Annotated in this window: 16 protein-coding genes and 1 pseudogene; 5 read left to right on the top strand and 12 right to left on the bottom strand. The window is 42.8% G+C overall.

Annotated elements, in window-relative coordinates:
- Window positions 1–238: 238 nt before the first annotated feature.
- The 3 genes from AC5WJX_RS05295 to tgt are packed head-to-tail and all read right to left on the bottom strand — an operon-like array spanning window position 239 to window position 3,368.
- Window positions 239–1,132, bottom strand: coding sequence for a DMT family transporter (locus AC5WJX_RS05295; protein WP_494483664.1), 894 nt, complete (start codon window positions 1,130–1,132; stop codon window positions 239–241).
- Between the two features lies 1 nt (window position 1,133).
- On the bottom strand, window positions 1,134–2,237 hold the full coding sequence (locus tag AC5WJX_RS05290; RefSeq protein ID WP_440430334.1) for an LptF/LptG family permease: 1,104 nt from the start codon (window positions 2,235–2,237) through the stop codon (window positions 1,134–1,136).
- On the bottom strand, window positions 2,238–3,368 hold the full coding sequence (gene tgt, locus AC5WJX_RS05285) for a tRNA guanosine(34) transglycosylase Tgt (RefSeq protein WP_494483663.1): 1,131 nt from the start codon (window positions 3,366–3,368) through the stop codon (window positions 2,238–2,240). It abuts the gene before it with no gap.
- 128 nt (window positions 3,369–3,496) lie between these two features.
- Here tgt and AC5WJX_RS05280 point away from each other — a divergent pair, with 128 nt between their 5' ends.
- From AC5WJX_RS05280 to AC5WJX_RS05265, 4 genes and pseudogenes are all read left to right on the top strand, one after another.
- Window positions 3,497–4,618, top strand: a complete 1,122-nt coding sequence (locus AC5WJX_RS05280; protein WP_494483662.1) for a glycosyltransferase — start codon at window positions 3,497–3,499, stop codon at window positions 4,616–4,618.
- A complete protein-coding gene (gene rsmG / locus AC5WJX_RS05275; RefSeq protein ID WP_494483661.1) occupies window positions 4,609–5,241 on the top strand; it encodes a 16S rRNA (guanine(527)-N(7))-methyltransferase RsmG in 633 nt (210 codons plus the stop codon). Before AC5WJX_RS05280 ends, rsmG begins: the two co-directional genes overlap by 10 nt.
- An 83-nt stretch (window positions 5,242–5,324) precedes the next feature.
- Window positions 5,325–6,416, top strand: coding sequence for a DNA-processing protein DprA (dprA, locus tag AC5WJX_RS05270; protein ID WP_494483660.1), 1,092 nt, complete (start codon window positions 5,325–5,327; stop codon window positions 6,414–6,416).
- 19 nt (window positions 6,417–6,435) lie between these two features.
- Window positions 6,436–7,422: pseudogene (locus tag AC5WJX_RS05265) on the top strand (PLP-dependent cysteine synthase family protein); the annotation flags it as partial.
- Window positions 7,423–7,527: 105 nt separating this feature from the next.
- Here the strand turns inward: AC5WJX_RS05265 and murA are convergent.
- The 8 genes from murA to AC5WJX_RS05225 form a co-directional block, all read right to left on the bottom strand.
- A complete protein-coding gene (gene murA / locus AC5WJX_RS05260; RefSeq protein ID WP_494483659.1) occupies window positions 7,528–8,853 on the bottom strand; it encodes a UDP-N-acetylglucosamine 1-carboxyvinyltransferase in 1,326 nt (441 codons plus the stop codon).
- 29 nt (window positions 8,854–8,882) lie between these two features.
- On the bottom strand, window positions 8,883–9,566 hold the full coding sequence (locus AC5WJX_RS05255; RefSeq protein ID WP_494483658.1) for a DUF4290 domain-containing protein: 684 nt from the start codon (window positions 9,564–9,566) through the stop codon (window positions 8,883–8,885).
- Window positions 9,567–9,634: 68 nt separating this feature from the next.
- Window positions 9,635–11,944, bottom strand: coding sequence for an ATP-dependent helicase (locus AC5WJX_RS05250; RefSeq protein ID WP_494483657.1), 2,310 nt, complete (start codon window positions 11,942–11,944; stop codon window positions 9,635–9,637).
- Window positions 11,945–12,160: 216 nt separating this feature from the next.
- The gene (locus AC5WJX_RS05245; protein ID WP_494483656.1) at window positions 12,161–13,453 is read right to left on the bottom strand and encodes a TlpA family protein disulfide reductase; all 1,293 of its coding nucleotides are present in this window, start codon (window positions 13,451–13,453) and stop codon (window positions 12,161–12,163) included.
- A 277-nt stretch (window positions 13,454–13,730) separates the two neighbouring features.
- Window positions 13,731–14,450 (bottom strand): DUF4488 domain-containing protein, encoded by a 720-nt coding sequence (locus tag AC5WJX_RS05240; protein ID WP_494483655.1) that lies wholly within the window; start codon window positions 14,448–14,450, stop codon window positions 13,731–13,733.
- Between the two features lie 163 nt (window positions 14,451–14,613).
- On the bottom strand, window positions 14,614–15,123 hold the full coding sequence (locus AC5WJX_RS05235; RefSeq protein ID WP_494483654.1) for a MepB family protein: 510 nt from the start codon (window positions 15,121–15,123) through the stop codon (window positions 14,614–14,616).
- Window positions 15,124–15,249: 126 nt separating this feature from the next.
- Window positions 15,250–16,275 (bottom strand): glycosyl hydrolase, encoded by a 1,026-nt coding sequence (locus AC5WJX_RS05230; protein WP_494483653.1) that lies wholly within the window; start codon window positions 16,273–16,275, stop codon window positions 15,250–15,252.
- Between the two features lie 59 nt (window positions 16,276–16,334).
- Window positions 16,335–17,069: an SIMPL domain-containing protein gene (locus AC5WJX_RS05225; protein ID WP_494483652.1), complete on the bottom strand. Its 735-nt coding sequence runs from the start codon at window positions 17,067–17,069 to the stop codon at window positions 16,335–16,337.
- A 202-nt stretch (window positions 17,070–17,271) separates the two neighbouring features.
- On the opposite strand from AC5WJX_RS05225, the gene AC5WJX_RS05220 reads away from it, so the two are divergent.
- Window positions 17,272–18,708, top strand: a complete 1,437-nt coding sequence (locus AC5WJX_RS05220; RefSeq protein ID WP_494483651.1) for a S41 family peptidase — start codon at window positions 17,272–17,274, stop codon at window positions 18,706–18,708.
- Here AC5WJX_RS05220 and AC5WJX_RS05215 read toward each other — a convergent pair.
- Entirely contained in the window at window positions 18,692–19,822 is a 1,131-nt protein-coding gene (locus tag AC5WJX_RS05215; RefSeq protein ID WP_494483650.1) for an MBL fold metallo-hydrolase, read from the bottom strand. The two genes, AC5WJX_RS05220 and AC5WJX_RS05215, sit on opposite strands and share 17 nt — an antisense overlap.
- Window positions 19,823–19,964: the final 142 nt, after the last annotated feature.

The following is a 19,964-nucleotide window of genomic DNA, read 5'->3' as shown; positions in this document are numbered from 1 at the left end:
ATTGATGACTTGAAGGTGCTGTTAGATGTTCCGTAATGTTTAATTATACGGACCTATTTCTATCCCTGGTCTGGAGATAACTGCTATGTAAATGGAATTATTTATTGGGTTTGACTAGCTGAATAGATGCGCGATAATAGGTGGAAATCTAAGTGTTTTTATTACAAAGAATCCCGCGCATGTTACACTATTTAGATGCCGCGACTGCACCAATTCGAGCAGTATTAGCTGCTGGATCCTACTGTAATTTCTTGCGTGTTTTATAGATCGGATATAGGAAAACTGCACCTAAAATAAGCACTGCGCCTATGTAAAATCCCAGCGTCATCTTCTCCTGTTTGCCAAAGAAAAGGAAGGCTAATAGGATGCCATATACAGGCTCAAGATTGGTGATCAATGCCACCCTGAATGCTGATAAGGTACGCATTACAGATACCCCTGCGACATAGGCTAAGGCAGTGCATATGGTGCCAAGGAACATCAGATAGATCCAATCCATTCCACTCAGATTGAACGTCTCAGTTTGCAATGTTCCATCAAAAATACGGTAGATGGTGATCCAGAAAAATGCACCTGAGATCTCGTAAAAACCAATCACCTGTGGTTCGGTTTTCTGCACGAGTGTGGAGTTGAAAATATTGAATACACTTGAAGCTAGTGCTGCGGAAAGCCCGAATATGATACCTAGGGTATACTGACTTTCAAATTTGAAGATGAGGTAAATTCCAAGGATGATGATAAGCCCAATCACGATGTCTGCAACCAGTATTGGCTTCCTTTTTATCAGTGGCTCTAATACCGCGGTAAACAAGGTAAAAGAAGACAGGCATACCAAGGTCACGGATACGGTGGAAACTTTAATCGCATGGAAGAATAAAATCCAGTGCAGCGCAACGATACTCCCGATGAAGAAAAACTGCAGGAACTGCTTTCTGCTAACCTTCAGATTGACCTTGGCAATGCTGAAGTAAATGAATAGCGTAATGCTCGCAATAAGCACACGATACCAGACCATCTGAACGGCATCTATAGAAATTAATGCGCCAAGGATTCCGGTAAATCCCCAAACGAAAACGGTAGAATGCAGAATCAGGAGATTTCTTTTTTCAGTAGCAGGCGTGATGTCAGACATGTTATTTAGGTGCTTTTTTTAGCAGTATATAGCCTAAAATTCCGAAAAGGATGGTTGGGAGCAATACCGCAAAAAGTGGGGGTATGCCACCTTTGATGGAGAACATTTTTGCGAATTGGTTCAAAACGATATAGCCAAAGCTCAGGAAAATTCCAATTCCAAGCGGTAGGCCAACGCCTCCGCGTACTTTCCTTGAGGACAAGGCAACACCTATCAGAGTTAAAACGAACGCGGAGAGCGGCTGTAAATAGCGCTTATATTGCTCAAATAACAGATCGTTCATGATCCCTGAACCGCGTGTGCTTTCCTTTCTGATTTTTTCGGACAGTTCCCGGTTGCTCAGGTTCTCGTAGATATTGTCATATGCGGAGAAGTCGTCGGGACGCATATCCAGGATGGTGTCTTTTTTCTTGTCACCCCCAGTAATGAAAGTTTCCTTGAGCCCATCGATATTACGGATAGTGTAGTTCGACATCTTCCAGGAACGCTTGGTAGAATCCCAGGCAATTGACTCGGCTACAATCTTTTTCCGCATCACATCACCCTCGAAATTATCCAGGATGAACTTTGTGCCGATCTTGGTTTTGTTGTCAAAGCCCTCAATGTAGATATAGGTGTTCTTATCCAGTTTCATGTGGATCTGCCCCTTTACTGAAGGACTTCCCTGCTTCACATAGGTGTTCTCAAAGGTGTTTTTGAGGGTGTTGGTGTAAGGTAGAATGTAGAGGTTTGCCGCAAGGTTAACCGCAAAAATGATAAATGCAGAAATAAAATAGGGGCGTAAGAACCTGTTGAAGCTTACGCCACCACTTAGAATGGGTACAATCTCGGTTTGGTCAGCCATCTTTGCGGTAAAGAAGATCACTGCAATGAAGTTGATCAGGGGTGAGAGCATGTTCACATAAAACGGAATGGAACCTGCATAATACAAGGAAACAACCTGCCAAAAGGTAAGGTTGTTCCTTAGAAAATCGTCCAGCTTCTCAGAAAGATCAAAGATCACGATAATCACCACGAAGATGGTCAGGGTATAAATGAATGTACCCAGATACTTGCCGATAATATGGCGGTCTAAGATTTTGAGTCTGCCTGTCAGGAAGTTCATTTATAATTTTTGTCCTAATACTTTCACCATCTGGTTCTTCCACTCATAAAACGTTCCATTTATGATCCGTTCTCTGGCTTCTTTAACCAGCCATAAGTAGAAATTAAGATTGTGTAGTGTTGCAATCTGGGCGCCGAGCATCTCCTTAGAGTGCATCAGATGTCTCAAATATGCTTTTGAATATACCTGATCTGCAAACAAATCGCTATCTGCTTCAATAGGAGAAAGGTCATCTGCCCATTTCTTATTGCCGATATTGATAATCCCATTTTTGGTAAACAACATCCCATTACGTGCATTCCTGGTTGGCATCACGCAGTCAAACATATCTACACCTAATGCGATGTTCTCCAGGATATTGATCGGTGTACCAACACCCATCAGGTAGCGTGGTTTCTCTTCAGGAAGGATGTCGCAAACCACTTCGGTCATGCCGTACATCTCTTCTGCGGGTTCTCCAACGGATAAACCACCGATGGCATTACCTTCACGGCCCATGCTGGCGATGAACTCTGCTGATTTTACCCGAAGATCTTTATATACAGAGCCCTGCACAATTGGAAAAAGGGTCTGCTCATAACCGTATTTAGGCTCGGTGGTGTCCACACGGTCACAGCAGCGCTTAAGCCAGCGGTGTGTCATCTGGATGGACCTTGCGGCATATCGGTAATCGCATGGATAAGGGGTGCATTCATCGAACGCCATGATGATATCCGCACCGATGGTACGTTGGATATCCATTGCATTCTCCGGAGTAAACAAGTGTTTGGAGCCATCGATATGGGAGCTAAAGGTTACCCCTTCCTCCTTAATCTTCCGCACTTTGCTTAAAGAATAGACCTGATAGCCACCACTGTCGGTTAGGATCGGACGATCCCAGCCTATAAACTTGTGCAGTCCACCTGCTTTTTCAAGAATGTCCAATCCCGGACGGAGGTATAAATGATAGGTGTTTCCTAAAATAATCTGTGCCTTGATGTCATCTTTGAGTTCCCGCTGATGAACCGCTTTTACAGTACCTGCTGTACCTACCGGCATAAAGATCGGGGTTTGTATTTCGCCGTGTGCTGTTGTAACTGTCCCTGCTCTTGCTTTTGAAAAGGCATCACGTGCCTCTAAACTAAACTTCATATATTAATTTGCTCGCCAAATAATTCGTCAAAAGTAGCAAAAAAGGCGCTATTAACCCGTTTAAATTTTTATCAACATCAGGAACATTACAGATTATTAATCAGAAATTTGGCCACCAAAAATACACTGTGAATTTATCCTTAATAGCGCTGGTGCTGCTTGGCGCTTTCCTCTTTTGTTTCCTGGTTCAGCTTTATTTTACCCTGTTTGTACATCTTAAACTCGCCAAATTTCAGGTGCAGGAACTTCCAGCGGCGAATGCTAGCCCAGTCACAGTTATCATATGTGCACGTAATGAGGCGGCTAATCTTCAGGTTAACCTCCCAACCATCCTAGACCAGGCATATCCTGATTTTGAGGTTGTGGTCGTAAATGATCGTTCCTGGGACGGTACAAAAGAAATCCTGCGCGACTTTGAGGCAAGTTATCCAAACCTGAAGGTGGTTACCGTACCAGAAAGCGCTAAATACATTGCTGGAAAGAAATTTGCAGTAACCATGGGTATTAAAGCTGCGAAACACGACTGGCTGGTGTTCACTGATGCGGATTGTAAACCCGAGTCAGCAAATTGGCTTATTGGTATGCAGCAGCCTGCAGACCCTTCTACTGAAATCCTTTTGGGGTATTCTCCATATACGAAGAACAGGGGTCTGCTCAATGCATTGATCCGCTTTGAAACATTCTTTACTGCCGTTAATTACCTTTCTTTTGCAATCAAGGGGATGCCATACATGGGGGTAGGCCGGAACATGGCTTATAAAAAAGAGCTGTTCTTTAAGAGTAAAGGCTTCGCATCCCACATGCATATCCCCTCTGGTGACGATGATCTTTTCGTAAACGCACATGCCAACGCCTATAACACTGCAATCCAGATCCACCCGGATACCTTCATGCATACTGATCCCAAAAGAACCTGGTCTGCATACCTGAAGCAGAAAAAACGTCATTTCGGAGCAGGAAAGCTTTATAAAGCCAAGCACAAGTTTATTCTATCAGCGCAAATCATCATTCAGTTCCTATTCTATACCTTGCTGGTCGCCCTATGCTGTTTTAGAGAAACTCAGCTAATTGCCGGAGGACTTTTCCTACTGAGCCTGTTGATACGCTCGCTCATCTACCCAGGACTGCTTAAAAAGCTCGGTTACCCGGGATTACGCTGGTGGTTCCCTCTGCTAGACATACTATTGTTCATTTTTTTAGTGTTTAATGGCATTCTGTCTATCTTTGTTAAAAAAGTACAGTGGAAATAAAATCAGAGCTCATACAGCAACACTTTAAGAACCTTACCGAAAAGCAGATTCAGCAGTTCGATCAATTGTTTGAACTTTACAGCTTTTGGAACGCACAGATTAATGTGATTTCAAGAAAGGACATTGAGGCGCTTTATGAGCGACATATCCTGCACTCGCTGGGTATAGCGAAGTTTATTTCTTTCAAACCGGGCGAGAAAGTACTTGATGTTGGCACTGGCGGGGGCTTCCCAGGCATTCCATTGGCGATCATGTTCCCGGAAACACAGTTTCATCTGGTCGATTCTATTGGTAAAAAAATCAAAGTTGTAACTGAGGTCGCTGCAGCACTGGGCTTAACAAACGTTAAAGCCTCACATTCCCGTGCCGAGCAGATTGAAGGGAAGTTTGATTTTGTCGTTTCCCGGGCGGTAACGAGGCTTGTTGACTTCTATCCATGGATCAAAGGTAAATTCAACAAAGAGTCTAAGAACGCGGTTCCAAATGGTATTTTGTACCTGAAAGGTGGTGATCTAAAGGAGGAAATTGAAGAATCCAGGCTTAAAGCAGAACTCTATCCGCTTTCGGCGTATTTCGATTCGCCGTTTTTCGAAACGAAGTATGTTGTCTATATACCTCAGTAAACTTTAATCTTCTAAATAGGCTTATTTCTTTCGAGATAATTAAACGCACAACAGTGAATTGACTTAGGTTGTTAATTTACGTTATGAGTTTAATTTCAAAAATTGCGCTAACGCTCATCAAGGGTGTTGGGCATGTGACTGCCAAGAACTTGTTGGCCAACTTTGGTAATGCAGCTGCTGTTTTCAAGGCTTCAAAATCTGCATTGATGCAGGTTCCCGGTGTGGGTGAGGCTATAGCCTCCCAAATCCTGGATACCGATGCGCTGAAAGAAGCTGCGCGGCAGTTGCAGTTTTTAGAGAAGCATAAAATTGAGGTCCTCTTTTTCAAAGATGAAAATTATCCACGGCGCCTTAGGGATTGTCCTGATGCACCAATTCTCCTCTACTATAAGGGTAATGCAGACCTCAATCATCCAAGGATTGTAAGCGTGGTGGGTACCAGGAGAGCCACCGCTTACGGCAAAATGTTATGCCGGCAACTTGCTGAAACCCTGAAGCCCTACGATGTGCTGGTGGTGAGTGGACTAGCTTACGGGATTGACGTTGAGGCGCATAAAGAAAGCCTGGCTAACGATATTCCGACTATTGGGGTCCTAGGCCATGGCTTAGACCGCATATATCCACACCTGCATAAAACCATAGCACAGAACATGCTTCGAAACGGGGGACTGCTCACCGAGTTTCCACTAAACACCGTGCCCGACCGGGAGAATTTTCCTAAGCGTAATCGCATCATTGCCGGAATTGCTGACGTTACTGTGGTTGTAGAGGCTACAGCTAAGGGCGGTGCGCTGATCACTGCAGACATCGCAGGATCTTATAACAGAGATGTTTTTGCTTTTCCCGGGCGCAGTACCGATGAATATTCACAGGGTTGTAATTTTCTGATCAAGACGAACAGGGCCGGTTTACTGAACCATGCCCGCGATCTGGTGTACTATTTAGGTTGGGACGACAAACACGGAAAGTCTTCCGAAAAGCAGCTTAAACTACCAGTAGGCCTCTCTCTGGAAGAGTTGAGTATCGTTCAGGTATTGAGGGATGCTCCGGCAATGGTTGATGAAATTGCCATAAAAACCACCCTGCAGCAAAGCAAACTGGCTATACATTTGTTAAGTTTAGAGATGCAGGGGGTGTTGACTTCCTTACCTGGAAATGTTTATAGATTGAATTAATTACCGTATTTTTGTTGCTATGTGGTACAACAACATCCTAGAAACCATTGGAAACACGCCTCTGGTAAAATTAAATAATGTCACGAAGGGCATTGAAGCGACTGTTTTAGCCAAAATTGAGAGCAATAATCCCGGCAACTCCATCAAAGACCGTATGGCCTTAAAGATGATTGAGGATGCGGAGAAAAGTGGTGCTTTAAAGCCAGGTGGAACGATCATCGAAGGTACTTCTGGCAATACAGGAATGGGGCTTGCCATGGCAGCCATCATCAAAGGATACAAATGTATCTTCACCTCAACAGATAAACAATCCAAGGAGAAGTTCGATGCTTTACGTGCTTTTGGCGCTGAGGTGATTGTGTGTCCTACGGATGTTGATCCTGAAGATCCACGTTCATATTATTCCGTGTCTTCCAGACTGGAGCGTGAAGTTCCGAACTCCTGGAAACCGAACCAGTATGATAACCTTTCCAATACCCAGGCCCATTACGAGCAAACCGGTCCTGAGATCTGGGAGCAAACAGAAGGGAAAATCACACACCTGGTTGTAGGTGTTGGAACAGGTGGTACCATCTCTGGTGCCGGTAAATTTCTTAAAGAGAAGAACCCCGACATCAAAATCTGGGGTATTGATACTTACGGTTCCGTATTCAAAAAATACAAAGAGACCGGTGAATTTGACAAGAACGAGATCTATCCGTACATCACAGAAGGTATCGGCGAGGATTTCTTACCTCAGAACGTTAACTTCGACGTGATTGACGGATTTGAAAAAGTAACCGATAAAGATGCTGCGGTAATGACCAGAGAGATCGCTTTGAAAGAAGGTATTTTCGCTGGGAACTCCGCAGGTGCCGCAGTAGCAGGACTTTTACAACTTAAAGATCACTTTAAACCAGAGGATGTGGTTGTTGTCATCTTTGTTGACCATGGTAGCAGATACATGGGTAAAATGTTCAATAAAGAATGGATGATGGAGCGTGGCTTCATTGAAAACGAAACCATCAACGAAATTGTCAAGTAGGCTTTCAGCGAATAAGATAAGTTCAAGATATAAAAGCAAAGCCCCGATCTAAATGATCGGGGCTTTGCTTTTATAGGTGGTTATCAACTAGTGACCAGGACCATTTGCGTCAACACGTTTGATCTGTGCACCTAATGCACGTAAACGGATATCGATATCCTGATAGCCACGTTCTATTTGTTCAATGTTATAGATCGTTGAGGTGCCCTCTGCAGACAAAGCTGCAATTAACAGGGAAACACCTGCTCGGATATCCGGAGAAGTCATGCTGATACCTCTTAAACGGTATGCTTTGTCGATACCGATTACACTTGCGCGGTGTGGATCACAAAGGATGATCTGTGCACCCATTTCAATCAGCTTATCCACAAAGAACAGGCGACTTTCAAACATTTTCTGATGGATCAGTACAGAACCTTTGGCCTGTGTAGCCACAACCAATACAATACTCAGCAAGTCTGGGGTAAATCCGGGCCATGGAGAATCGGCAATGGTTAACATCGAGCCATCAATAAACGACTCAATGACATAGTGATCCTGCGAAGGAATATAGATATCATCACCTTTAACTTCGAACTTAATACCCAGCTTTCTGAAAACATCAGGGATGATTCCCAGTTCTGAATAGCAAACATCTTTAATCGTGATCTCAGAACCAGTCATTGCAGCAAGACCGATGAAAGAACCGATCTCAATCATATCCGGAAGCATACGGTGTTCTGTACCGCCAAGTTTTTCAACGCCTTCAATGGTTAGCAAGTTTGAGCCGATCCCGGAGATCTTTGCACCCATACGGTTCAGCATCTTACATAGTTGCTGTAAGTAAGGCTCACAGGCAGCATTGTAAATAGTGGTTGTACCTTTAGCAAGTACAGCTGTCATCACGATATTTGCAGTACCAGTTACCGAGGCCTCGTCCAACAAGATATAGGTTCCCTGTAAATTGGTTGCATCAACATTAAAGAATTCGTTTTTGCTGTCGTAAACGAATTTAGCGCCCAGCTTTTCAAAACCAAGGAAGTGGGTATCTAAGCGGCGTCTGCCGATCTTGTCGCCACCTGGTTTTGGAATTGCAGCACGACCAAAGCGCCCTAAAAGGGGACCAACAATCATGATGGAACCTCTTAAACTGCCACCTTTTCTTTTAAAGGTATCAGAGGTAAAGAATTCCAGGTTAATGTTTGCTGCCTGGAAAGTGTAGGTGTCTTTAGAAAGACGTTCTACTTCAACACCAAGATCGCCAAGCAGTTCAATCAGCTTGTTTACGTCCTGTATGTCGGGAATATTACTAATGGTAATTTTCTGATCGGTAAGCAGCACAGCAGAAAGGATCTGCAGCGCCTCGTTTTTAGCGCCCTGCGGCTGGATCTCACCCTTCATTTTCTTACCACCGATAATTTCAAATGCATTCATGTGTTGTGTGTTATTTTTTACGGTAAGTTTTAGAATCTAGCCTTAGGATTGTTGTTGTTACGCTGCTGCGGGCGATTATTGTTATTCTGTTTACCTTTATTATTATTGTTGTTATTACTTCTGCCGCGATTGTTGTTTGCCGGTCTGTTATTCACAACCGGCTTAAATTCTACCTTGTTCAGGTTGAAGTTCTCGTCCAGTTTGAGCTCGCCACCGGACAGTTCACGTAGGTTTTTTAAGATGGTTTCATCCGCTACGCTGTCTTTATTCCATTGTACGTAGGCCATTTTCATGAAGTTGGCAATACCCTGAACCATGCTCAGTCTGCGCTCCGGATCCTCAACTGCTTTGGTCTTCTCTATCAGATCCTCAACAGTTTTACCGTAGTGTTTGTAGGTGATCTTCTTTTGTGGATAACCGATGTGTTTAGGTCTTACCTGTGCCTGCTCTATGGTTGGCTTAGGGTAGGGGCTATCCACATCAATTTTATAATCGGAAATGATGTGCAGGTGATCCCATAGTTTATGTTTAAAATCCGCAACATCACGAAGATGTGGATTTAGGAACCCCATCAGGTCAATTACGGCCTGTGCATATTTATTGCGCTCCTCCCTGTCTGGCAGCTCGCAAATGTACTTCACCATGTTCTGTACATTCCGCCCGTACTCTGCAAGGATTAATTCGCTTCTGGTGGTGTTATAATCAAAATTCATTGTATGTGTTTATGAGCCTTAGAGGAGCATTATCGTGGCTCTTTTTATAATTCAGTAAAGATATATTGTTATTTGACAATCCGCAATTTAGCAAACTTAAGTAACAGTTGTTTATTGCCCAGTCCCTGGAAAAATACCGTTGCTTTAACGTCGGGAAGATTACCTTCCAGGTTAACGATTTTTCCGAATCCAAACTTTTCATGCTCAACTTCCATTCCATTTTGGAAAGCACTTGCCGGATCTGGCGCAAAACCTGGTGTCGGCACGTGTGCTTTCGGTAGGAGTGAAGTCGTTTTTGGACGCTGTGCAGGCGTGGCGCTGTTTGCGGTGCTTGCACTTGCAGGCTTCGGCTTGCTGAAAGAGTCCCTTTGTTGCGACCAGCTTCTGCGTTCGCTGGAGAAGCTGTCGTCACCGAGTACGCTTTGAGATGCTTTTGCAACTTCCAGCTCCAAATATTTCGCATTGATCTCATTGATGAAACGACTCGGCTCACAAGTGGTCAAATTACCCCAACGATAACGCGAAGTTGCGTAGGTTAGTGTAAGTTTTTTCTCAGCACGGGTGATGGCTACATAAAATAAACGACGCTCTTCTTCCAGATCACTCCTCGAATTCAGGGACATTTGTGAGGGGAACAGGTTTTCTTCCAAACCTACCACAAATACATTCTTGAACTCCAGACCTTTTGCTGAGTGTATTGTCATCAACGAAACTGTATCCTTTGCTTTATCATCTTGACGGTCGTCGTTGGTCAGCAGCGCCACATCCTGCATGAATGTAGCCAGGCTTCGGTCTTCAATGTCTTCGCGTTCTGCGAATTCCTTAATACCATTCAAAAGTTCCGAGATGTTCTCGTAACGGCTGCGGCCTTCGATACTATCGTCGGTATGCAGCTCTTTAAGAATCCCGGAGTGCTGTGCGATGTACAACGCGGTTTCATAAGCATCCAGCTTTTTCGCTTCTGCCATAAAACTTTTGATGAGCATGGCAAAGTCGTTCAGCTGACTGGCGATCCGGCCGGGAATATATTTTTGCGGGTCACAAACCACATCCCACATGGTGATATCGTGCTGGTCTGCAGCAACAATAATCTTGTCTACAGTGGTGTCACCAAGTCCTCTTTTCGGATAGTTGATTACACGTTTGATCGCCTCTTCATCACCTGGGTTGAAAGTTAGTCGGAAATAGGCGATCAAATCCTTGATCTCTTTACGCTGGTAGAAACTTAGTCCGCCGTAAATCTTATAAGGTACATTTAGCTTTCTAAGCGCCTCCTCCATAGCTCTTGATTGAGCGTTGGTACGGTAAAGGATCGCGAAATCTTTATAGTCATACCCCTTAGAAGTGCGTTCCTGCACAATAGCTTCAGCTACAAGCTTACCTTCCTCATTGTCAGTGAAGGCACGCTGCACCTTTATACGGTCGCCACTCTCATTGTCAGAGAAAACGTTTTTCTTAAGCTGGTTTTTATTGTTTGCGATGATGCTGTTCGCGACTTCTACGATATTCTGTGTAGAGCGATAGTTCTGTTCCAGTTTATAAACGTTCAAATCCGGATAATCCTTTTCAAAATTCAGGATGTTCTGAATGTTCGCGCCCCGGAAACCATAGATACTTTGCGCATCATCACCAACCACGCATATGTTAAGGTATGCTGCGGCAAGTTTTTTTACAATGGTATATTGTGAAAAGTTAGTATCCTGATACTCATCTACCATCAGGTATTTAAACTTCTGCTGATATTTATTCAGCACATCAATGTGATTTTTCAATAGCACATTGGTTTTAAAAAGCAGGTCGTCAAAGTCCATTGCACCAGCTTTGAAACAGCGTTTGGTGTAAGTTTCATAGATGGTACCGATCAGCGGACGTTTATTCGAGCTATCTTCCGCCTGTATTTCGGCACTTTGCTGATACTCCACATGGGAGATCAGGTTGTTTTTCGCGGCAGAAATACGGTTATAAACGAAATTTGCATTGTATAACTTATCATCCAGCTGCATCTCCCGCAGAATGGATCGGATCAAACTTTTGCTGTCGTCCGTATCATAGATGGTAAAGTTTGAAGGGTAGCCAATTTTCTCCGCTTCGACCCTTAAGATCTTGGCAAACACGGAGTGGAAGGTACCCATCCAGATGTTTTTGGCTTCTGAACCGATCACCTTGGTAATACGTTCCCGCATTTCCTTGGCGGCCTTGTTGGTAAAGGTTAACACCAATATATTGAAAGGGTCCACACCTTTTTCGATAAGATGCGCTACCCGGTAAGTAATCACCCTGGTTTTACCCGATCCTGCTCCAGCAACAATCATTGCCGGGCCCTCGGTATTCTCTACTGCTGCACGCTGCTGTGGGTTTAATCCTGCTAAGTAATCCAAATGAAAAAAATTAATGCGCGAAGTTATAAATTGAGGAGGTAATTTATAGACGCTGTTTAAAACAAATCTGTTAATGACAGCCTGCTGATCCAGCTAAGGGTAAGCGGGAAAGAAAGCGATTCTGAATGGCTGAGCACAAATATACCAAAAAGTTTAGCTTTGCTTAAATACAATTGTCATTACTAAGGGCAGCAGAGATTATCCTGTAAGACAGAGTTAGGGTTTGTCGATTTCATCTTTTATCAGTTGTTCAATCGACTGATCTCCAGGACCGGGTGCATTTAAGTTAAGTACTTTACCGTTCTTATCAATCAGAATGTATTTGGGAATAGCTGATGCAACATAAGATTTAGCCATTGATCCAGTCGTATCATGGAGTTGCAACCAATCAGGTTTATCTTCAGAAAGCGCTGTTCTCCAGTCTTTTTCGGCGTCAAACACTGCGATACCCATAAATGCAACTTGATCGTTGCCTTTAAATTTTTCTTTTAGCTTTTTGAAGTTTGGCATTTCAGCGCGACATGGAGCGCACCAACTCGCCCAAAGATCGATATAGATGACTTTCCCTTTAAGATCGGCCAAATGATAAATCTTACCCTGTTCATCCGGAAGGCTAAAAAGGGGAGCAGCTTGACCGACCTGTAATTGCATCAGCTGCGATTCTCTTTCGGAATAGCTTGCGGCAATATCTTGTTTTACAGTATTGCTGGTAATTGCATCAAATAAGGGCTCTGCGTCTTTCTTCGCAGTATTGAGCGCTTCAATAGTGTTAGATCCGCTGATGGGCCGGGTGACGGCGTAACGCAGCACAGCTTGTCGTACTTTACCTGTGAAAACCTGGTTTACAAGTTGTAAAGCGTGATCCTGTTTTTGTACAGTAACAGAATCCTCAAGTTCCATTAGTTTCTTATGGTATTGATAATAAAGCGGAAGTACCGCGCTGACATAATCTTCAGCAATCAGATAATCATCGTTAGATATTCCTTTTGCAAATAATGGCGCAATGTTGTTGTGGACCAGATCCTTCATTTGCTCTTTGCTGAAACCACTATTCATTGAAAACTCGAGCATCATGATTAGGAACATACTTTGGTTATCAATCTGACTCATTTTTTTGAAGACGCTAAAATAGGGGTCTCTTGTTTGTGGCAGATCGAACACCTTGTGATATATGGAATCATTCAACCTTTTCTCTTCTTTGATATAGGGAACCACTTCTTCAGGCTTCCGTTCATACCAGGATCTTTTGTCAACCTGTGCCACAAAAGCTGCATCCCTTAGCACTCGATATTGGTTGCTTTCTTCTCCAATACCAGTAATTTTCTTACTTGCAAGCAAAGTCATATGGTTTGTAGCGTCGGCTGTAATTTGCAGGTTATATCCTGGAGCTACATAGATTCTGCTAATTTGCGTCCTGTTTTGTCGAATGTCGGTACGCTGAGGTCTTGTAATTTTATAAGTCTTGAGGTAAAACGCTCCATGCTCATCTAAATGGAGTGTATCATGCACCTTTTTATCATTTTCATCGTAAAAGTAGATCTGCAGGAACTTCTCGGGTGAATGACTGAGTTTACCCTGCAAAATTAAAGGTTGCCTGTTTTTCTGCTGAGCAGAAGCCACACTCATGCAACAAACAATAAGTAGGGATATATAAAATCGTTGCATATCAGTTGGTTAGGTGTATAAATATAATTAATATATCCTGACCGAATGATAGTGTTTAAAATAAAACCTGCTGGAGTATCGTGCGCCGGAGGCTGAAAGTGATTGAGAATAGGCTTCAGGCTTATTTCACCCGGCTCCATACTTCGTAAATTGGATCGCCCTTTGAACTTCGGCCACTATGATGCCATTCCCCGTTTTCCAGCTTCCCTTCAAAGCTGAGCGATGCACCTACACGTGAGCTGTCACGTGAGAAAAACTCAATAGTTTCCGTGTATTTTCCATTGCTGAAGGTGTAGGTACCACCTCCGGTTCCTGAAAATTCTTTTTTTTCAGGATCTATCGCCGCCCACTGAAAACGGGTACCGCTAAGAATTTTATAGGTCTGCCGTGAGCCAGTTTGATGGATGGGCGTAAGTTTACCATCCTGCATACGCGAAGTAATTCGCCACACCCCGGCCAAGGGTGCAGAACTATCATCTAATCGATGCCAGTTTTGTTTTTCCCCGTTAATGGGCAGGCTCAGGGTATTGTTCGTAATGGCGTACTTTGCACTGAACTGCTTTCCAACTTCATCATTATTCAAGGAGTTGAAAGAAATCTTACATTCCAATACATCTGCTTGGTGCGTGTATGTACCACCGCGACTGTAAATAAATCGCTTTTCATCCTTGTTGTAAGCGGTATGGAAGAAAAATCCGTCCTGAAAAATCAATACTTCTTCTTTGCCTGCTTCTTTGATTTGCCATGCACCGGTTATTGCAGCGCTATTTGTTTGCGCAATTGCACTATTCATCACTGTGAGTGCCAAAAGAAACACCACCAGTATACATTTGCCTTTCATACGCGATTTCGTTAGATACTTAAAGATAGTAATTCCATTTACTTTAATTCCAAATCGTTTTGAATCAGCAACTACATTCTGGAGTAGGTCCATCACAGCCCAAGCAATCAATATTGTTCAAAATTAGGAATTTGTGGCTACGCTGGACCTTCGTTTTGCGAGATCATTCCTGGGAATATAGCGCCAGAAATATCTTCTGCAACTTATCTTCTGTTTTTTTCTCCTTGTTCATTTCAATGAAATATTCCGTTTGCCATTTTTTCGTCTTGATGGCCTGGCTGCTAGTAGGGACATCCCATTCGGGATAAACTCTGAATCCTCGTTTACCTGCTCTGACACATGATGTAAGTATTCCCATGCGGGCTAATATTTCTTTTGGAAAAACAAAAAAACCGGAATGATGAGCATACTCCGTAAGAATGATATAAAACTCGAAATCATCATCCAAATCATATGGCACAGTTTTGCCTTTGGCATCCCTCTTCCACAAAGTCACAAATTGTCCTGATTTCTTAGGAGTTAGCTTGGCTTTTCTAAATTTTGTGTGTTTACTTCCTAATAGAAAATTGCACCCAAAATAATCATTGCATTCTTGATCCTTTGTTGCCTTAGTAATTCCAAATCCATAGGCTCTAAGTATCAAGGACTCAATTTTAACGATTTCTTTGACCATGTGTATTTATCAGTTTACATTTGCAGCGAGACATGCTGTTCTTAGTTCAAGATATAAGAAAAATTGTTTATGTAGAAGAACATGGTAATGATAACCTCAGCAGTTATCCATTCGTAAGTTGCATGCTTAGTTCTTTAAATCGGGTAGCCAAAAATCAAAGGGCTGATCACGGTCGCAGATTAAGGTACCATCTTTATAGACCAATTCTGCCACCTGAATAGAGGATCTTCGTAGTCCGTAAGGGATATTGCCTCTGCTATCTTCTGGCGCCTCACCATGTGATTTTCGTTCTGGATGGGTAAAATAGAAGATATAGGCTTTATCTCCTACGGTTATTACGTCTCCATGGGCGCCTGTTGGTCCATCCTCTCTTCTCTTAGAGGCTTTATCAAGTATCATCCCTTGCCTCGACCAGCTTTTTGCATCCTCAGAGCGGTGGACACGCATTCCATGCCATTCGTCGGTTAAGATCCAGTAGTGCCCAGCAAAGTTGAATGCTTTAGGGCCTTCATGGTCCGGCTTACCAATAGCAGGTTTAGTTTCGAAAGTCCAGTTAAACAAATCCTCGCTTTCACCGGTCATGGTCACGCTACTTGCTCCTTTATACCAGATCCGCCACTTTTTGTCTGGCATCTGCAGCAGTGTCGCATCGATGATATTACTTGTCGGTGTTTTCAGGTAATTCAGGAATTTCCAATCCCAAAGGTTCTTACTGGTATAATGAGCCAGCTGAGCACCTCCGGCCCAATTGGTATAGGTACCTTGAATATACACCACAAACATGTGGTATGTTCCATTATCGTAAACGATGTCTGGTGCCCAGAAGGTGTTTCTGCCTTTTTCGAAATTAAGATCCAGCGCTCCCCTGTAAGCCCAGGTCTGCCCATTATCCTTTGACGATGCAATACCAATGTCATTACCATAGCAGTAAGAAACACCGGGTGTCTCTACGTTTGCCCGCCGCTGCGTATACAGCATCCACCAGCTTTTCTCTTCTCTATTCCACACCATAACGGGATCTGCAGCACCATCGTAGATCGGATCTCTAAATAATGGGGCTTTAGCTTCGTGGACCTTCGTACTGTTTTGCGCATTTAACAACGTGCATTGAAGCAGAAAGAGGGCAAATAGAAGAACATGTTTTACTTTCATGGTAACAGATAGCCATTGTAATACAATAATACAGCTTATAGATGCGGTTAAGCTGATTTTCATTTTGCCTTAAACTCCATTTTTATGGTGATTGATCCTGTTTTATATTTATTGGAGGTATTGAATGCTCCTCCGTAACTATAGGCTTCATTGCTGTTTTTTCCCGTGATTTGGAAAACACCCATGGTGGCTTTTTTCAATTCACCTAATGAGCTGCCTGCATTCTGTGCAATCGTTTCAGCGCGTGCACGTGCATCGGCACTTGCCTTACCCAGCAGTTCCATCTTTAGCTGGTTCAGTTTAGTGTTATAAAACATCGGTGCAGAAGAATTGAATTCGATGCCGCTTTGTATGAGCTCCGCAACTTCACGGGAAATTTTATCCACCTTTTCAACCTCGCTGGATTCTATGGTAACCGACTGTGTTAAATTGTATCCTGTAAACTCCTGTGACAGATATTGTCCGTTTGCGTTGGTTTGTTGACTAAACTCTTTATTGATCATTACTGACGAAAAGACCATGTTGGCTGGAGTAATTCCTTTCTTCAGCAGGTAACTGCGGATGGCGTTTTCATCTGCTTTCAATGTACTGTAGGCTTCTTTCAAATCAAAGGATTTCCTGGAATAGGAGCCGTTCCATACAATCAGATCACTATCAAAATCCTTTTCCGCCAAGCCCGTGACTACAATCGTTTCCATTGTTTTAGACCGGTATTTGTAAGCATTGCCGATCAGGGCAGAAGCAATGATTGCACAAAGGCCAATGATGGCAGCAGTAATAATTGTTGATCTCATAGGAGTAGTTTACGGTCTTAAGATACAAAATTCTAATATTCAGATGTAGTTTATTCGGCATGAAACGTCTGTTAATGCTGTTAAATATATGTAGCATAATAACGATGTCCCCTCGTTGCTATGTTTCAATTTATTGCACGTAATCCATTGACTTTGAATGATATTTGTCTATATTGAATCTACCGGCGACAAAATAATTCCAATGAGAAAACTAGCTATTTTAAGGTTTTACTTGATTGTTTGTCTATTGATGTTCTCTCAACAAGTAGAAGCCCGCGAGCAGTGCAACTGCCTTGCAAATCTGGATACCACAATTAAGAAGACAGAACTAAACTACGTTGGATATCCGGACATAATTGCCAGAAAGCTACTTCCGGATTATAAGAAGATGGTTAAAAAGTTAAGGACGAATGCAGCAGCGCTATCTGATCCTCAAAAGTGTTTTCAGATTCTTAAAGAGTATGTGATCTTCTTTAATGATAAACACTTTGACATTGAATACGCCGTCTCCGATAGTACCACCTTCAAATACAACCCAGTAAATGAAAAGGCATTTATTTCCGCTTATTCGGAAAAGAAAAGAGATGCCATTGAAGGCATCTGGATCAATCCCGATTCCTCAATGAAACTAGCAGTCTACAAAGTAGATCCGGAAACATACCAGACCGTCATTCTCGAAAGCAGGGATGCTAAGCTTAAGCCTGGTCTCGTTTATTACACCTTTAAGAAGGCAAAAGATGGATTCACTTTCGACCGGTACGATTGGATGACGCCAGATTTCCCGGTCAGACTGCGTGCTGCGCTTCTGTACGTATGGAATTTTGAGGTATGGGGAAAGGTATATCCGGCAAGGATGACCGCTGACGAACGCAACACATTATCAACCTGGGGGAATTACAATTTCGGACTTGATTGCCGGAAGCTAGATGAAGACCATATTCTTTTGACCATCGGATCCTTCAATCGTGATGATAAGATAAAAGAAATTATCCAGAAGAATGATTCGCTGATCAGGGCTACAAAAAACCTCATTGTAGATTTAAGAGGTAACGGCGGAGGTAATTCAGGTTGGAGTTATCTTCTTCCATATTTTTATACACAGCCCATAAAACAGGGCAAATCTTATCTACGTCTATCCCCGGAGAATATTAAGTCAAACCTCCCGGGTATCAAGGCTATGTACGAAAACACGCCTCAGGATCCACGTTGGAAACGCTCTTATACTCCTGAAATCCTGGCTGAATATCGAAAAGCATATCAACAAATTCCACAGTCAGGCGCCCAATTCTATGCGCTTCCCACATTGACCTTATATGCAGATTCCATTCTAAAAACTCCGGAAAAGGTCGCATTAGTGTTTGATGACCTGGGCGGAAGCTCCACGGAATATTTCTTTTATATCTCGAAGCAAAGCAGTAAGGTAAAACGCTATGGTGAACGCACCTTGGGTATGATGGATTATATGGGGGTATCAGAACAAACAATGTTGCCCTTCAAAGATTACTATTTGCAGATTCCAGACCGAAAAGCAACGTGGACTGACACCATGCCTACGAATAAAACAGGTTTCGTACCTGAATATGACCTTAAGCATTTACCGCGAGAGCGGTGGATAGAACATATCAAAAGAGATCTTTGACATCCTGCCACCATGCTTCGAAGACTTGGTTGGGTTCATTAAGGTAAACGATTTCTCCAATCATAGGTGTTACTAATGGGACACGATACTTATCCCGATTAATTTTGCTTAATTGGATAAGGGGTTCGTCCCATGGGTGAAAAGCCAAGGCGAATTTTGACGAATGTACAGGGAATAGCCGTTTAGCTTTCAGGTCCTGCGTGGCGATCAACACTTCTTCGGGTAAAAGATGTATCTCATGCCAGGCTTTATTGTATTGCCCGTTTTCAAGTATGGCCAAATCGAAGCCGCCGAATTTTTCTCCTAGTTCTTTGAAGTGGCTGTCGTAACCACTATCACCGCCCAGGTAGATCTTAAACGAAGCTGTCTGTAAGATAAATGATAACCACAGCGTATTGTTACTTGTTATCCCACGTCCAGAAAAGTGCCGGGCAGTAGCTGTATGCAAGGTAATATCATCGTCAATCAACACCTTTTCGTCCCAGTCCTTTTCAATGATCTTGGAATTATCAAACTCCCAATGGCGAAAGTGAGCGCCGACGCCCAGACCACAAACGATATTTTTGACTTTTGGCTTTAACTGCACAATAGTTTCATAATCCAGATGGTCATAATGATCGTGACTGATTAGTAAATAGTCAATTTCTGGCAGATCAGCTGCTGAATAAATATCTGTTCCGGTAAAAGATTTTGTTGAATTCGGAATAGGAGAGGCATTGCTGCTAAAAACAGGATCAATTAAAAACCGTTTGCCGTTTAGCTGGATAAAATAGGATGAATGTCCAAACCAAACCAAAACATTTTCGGTAATTGCTAATTTCTTCAGATCGTTTTTTATTGAGGGAATAGAATCTGTTGGTCGTGTTCTCGGAAACTTCTTGAAAATAAAATCGTAGGTGACGCTCAAAATAGAATATCCTTTTGTTACCAGTGGCGTAAAATGTCTGTTCTGAAATTTTCCATCTCTGTAATTCGGAGATTTTCTGATCAAATCCAGTTGCTTTTGATCTGGTTCTTTCCCAAATTTCGGATGTTGCATATATATTAAAGTTGCCCCAAGTACCAGCAGTACCAGACAAATCAGGCTCAGTATCATTCTTTTTATGAATTTCATTGTTTTAGGGAGATAGTCAGCTTACTTCAGTGGCAAAGATTCATAGCTGCATCTTTACCAATCATGTTTATCATTTTCGGCGGATTTATCTTGAGTTGTAAACATACATCGTACATTTGTAACCTGCAACTGTAGAGCATAC

This window comes from Pedobacter sp. NEAU-ZC8 (assembly GCF_059278965.1).
The sequence above is the reverse complement of the archived record's forward strand: the minus strand, read 5'-3'. Positions and strand labels throughout refer to the sequence as shown.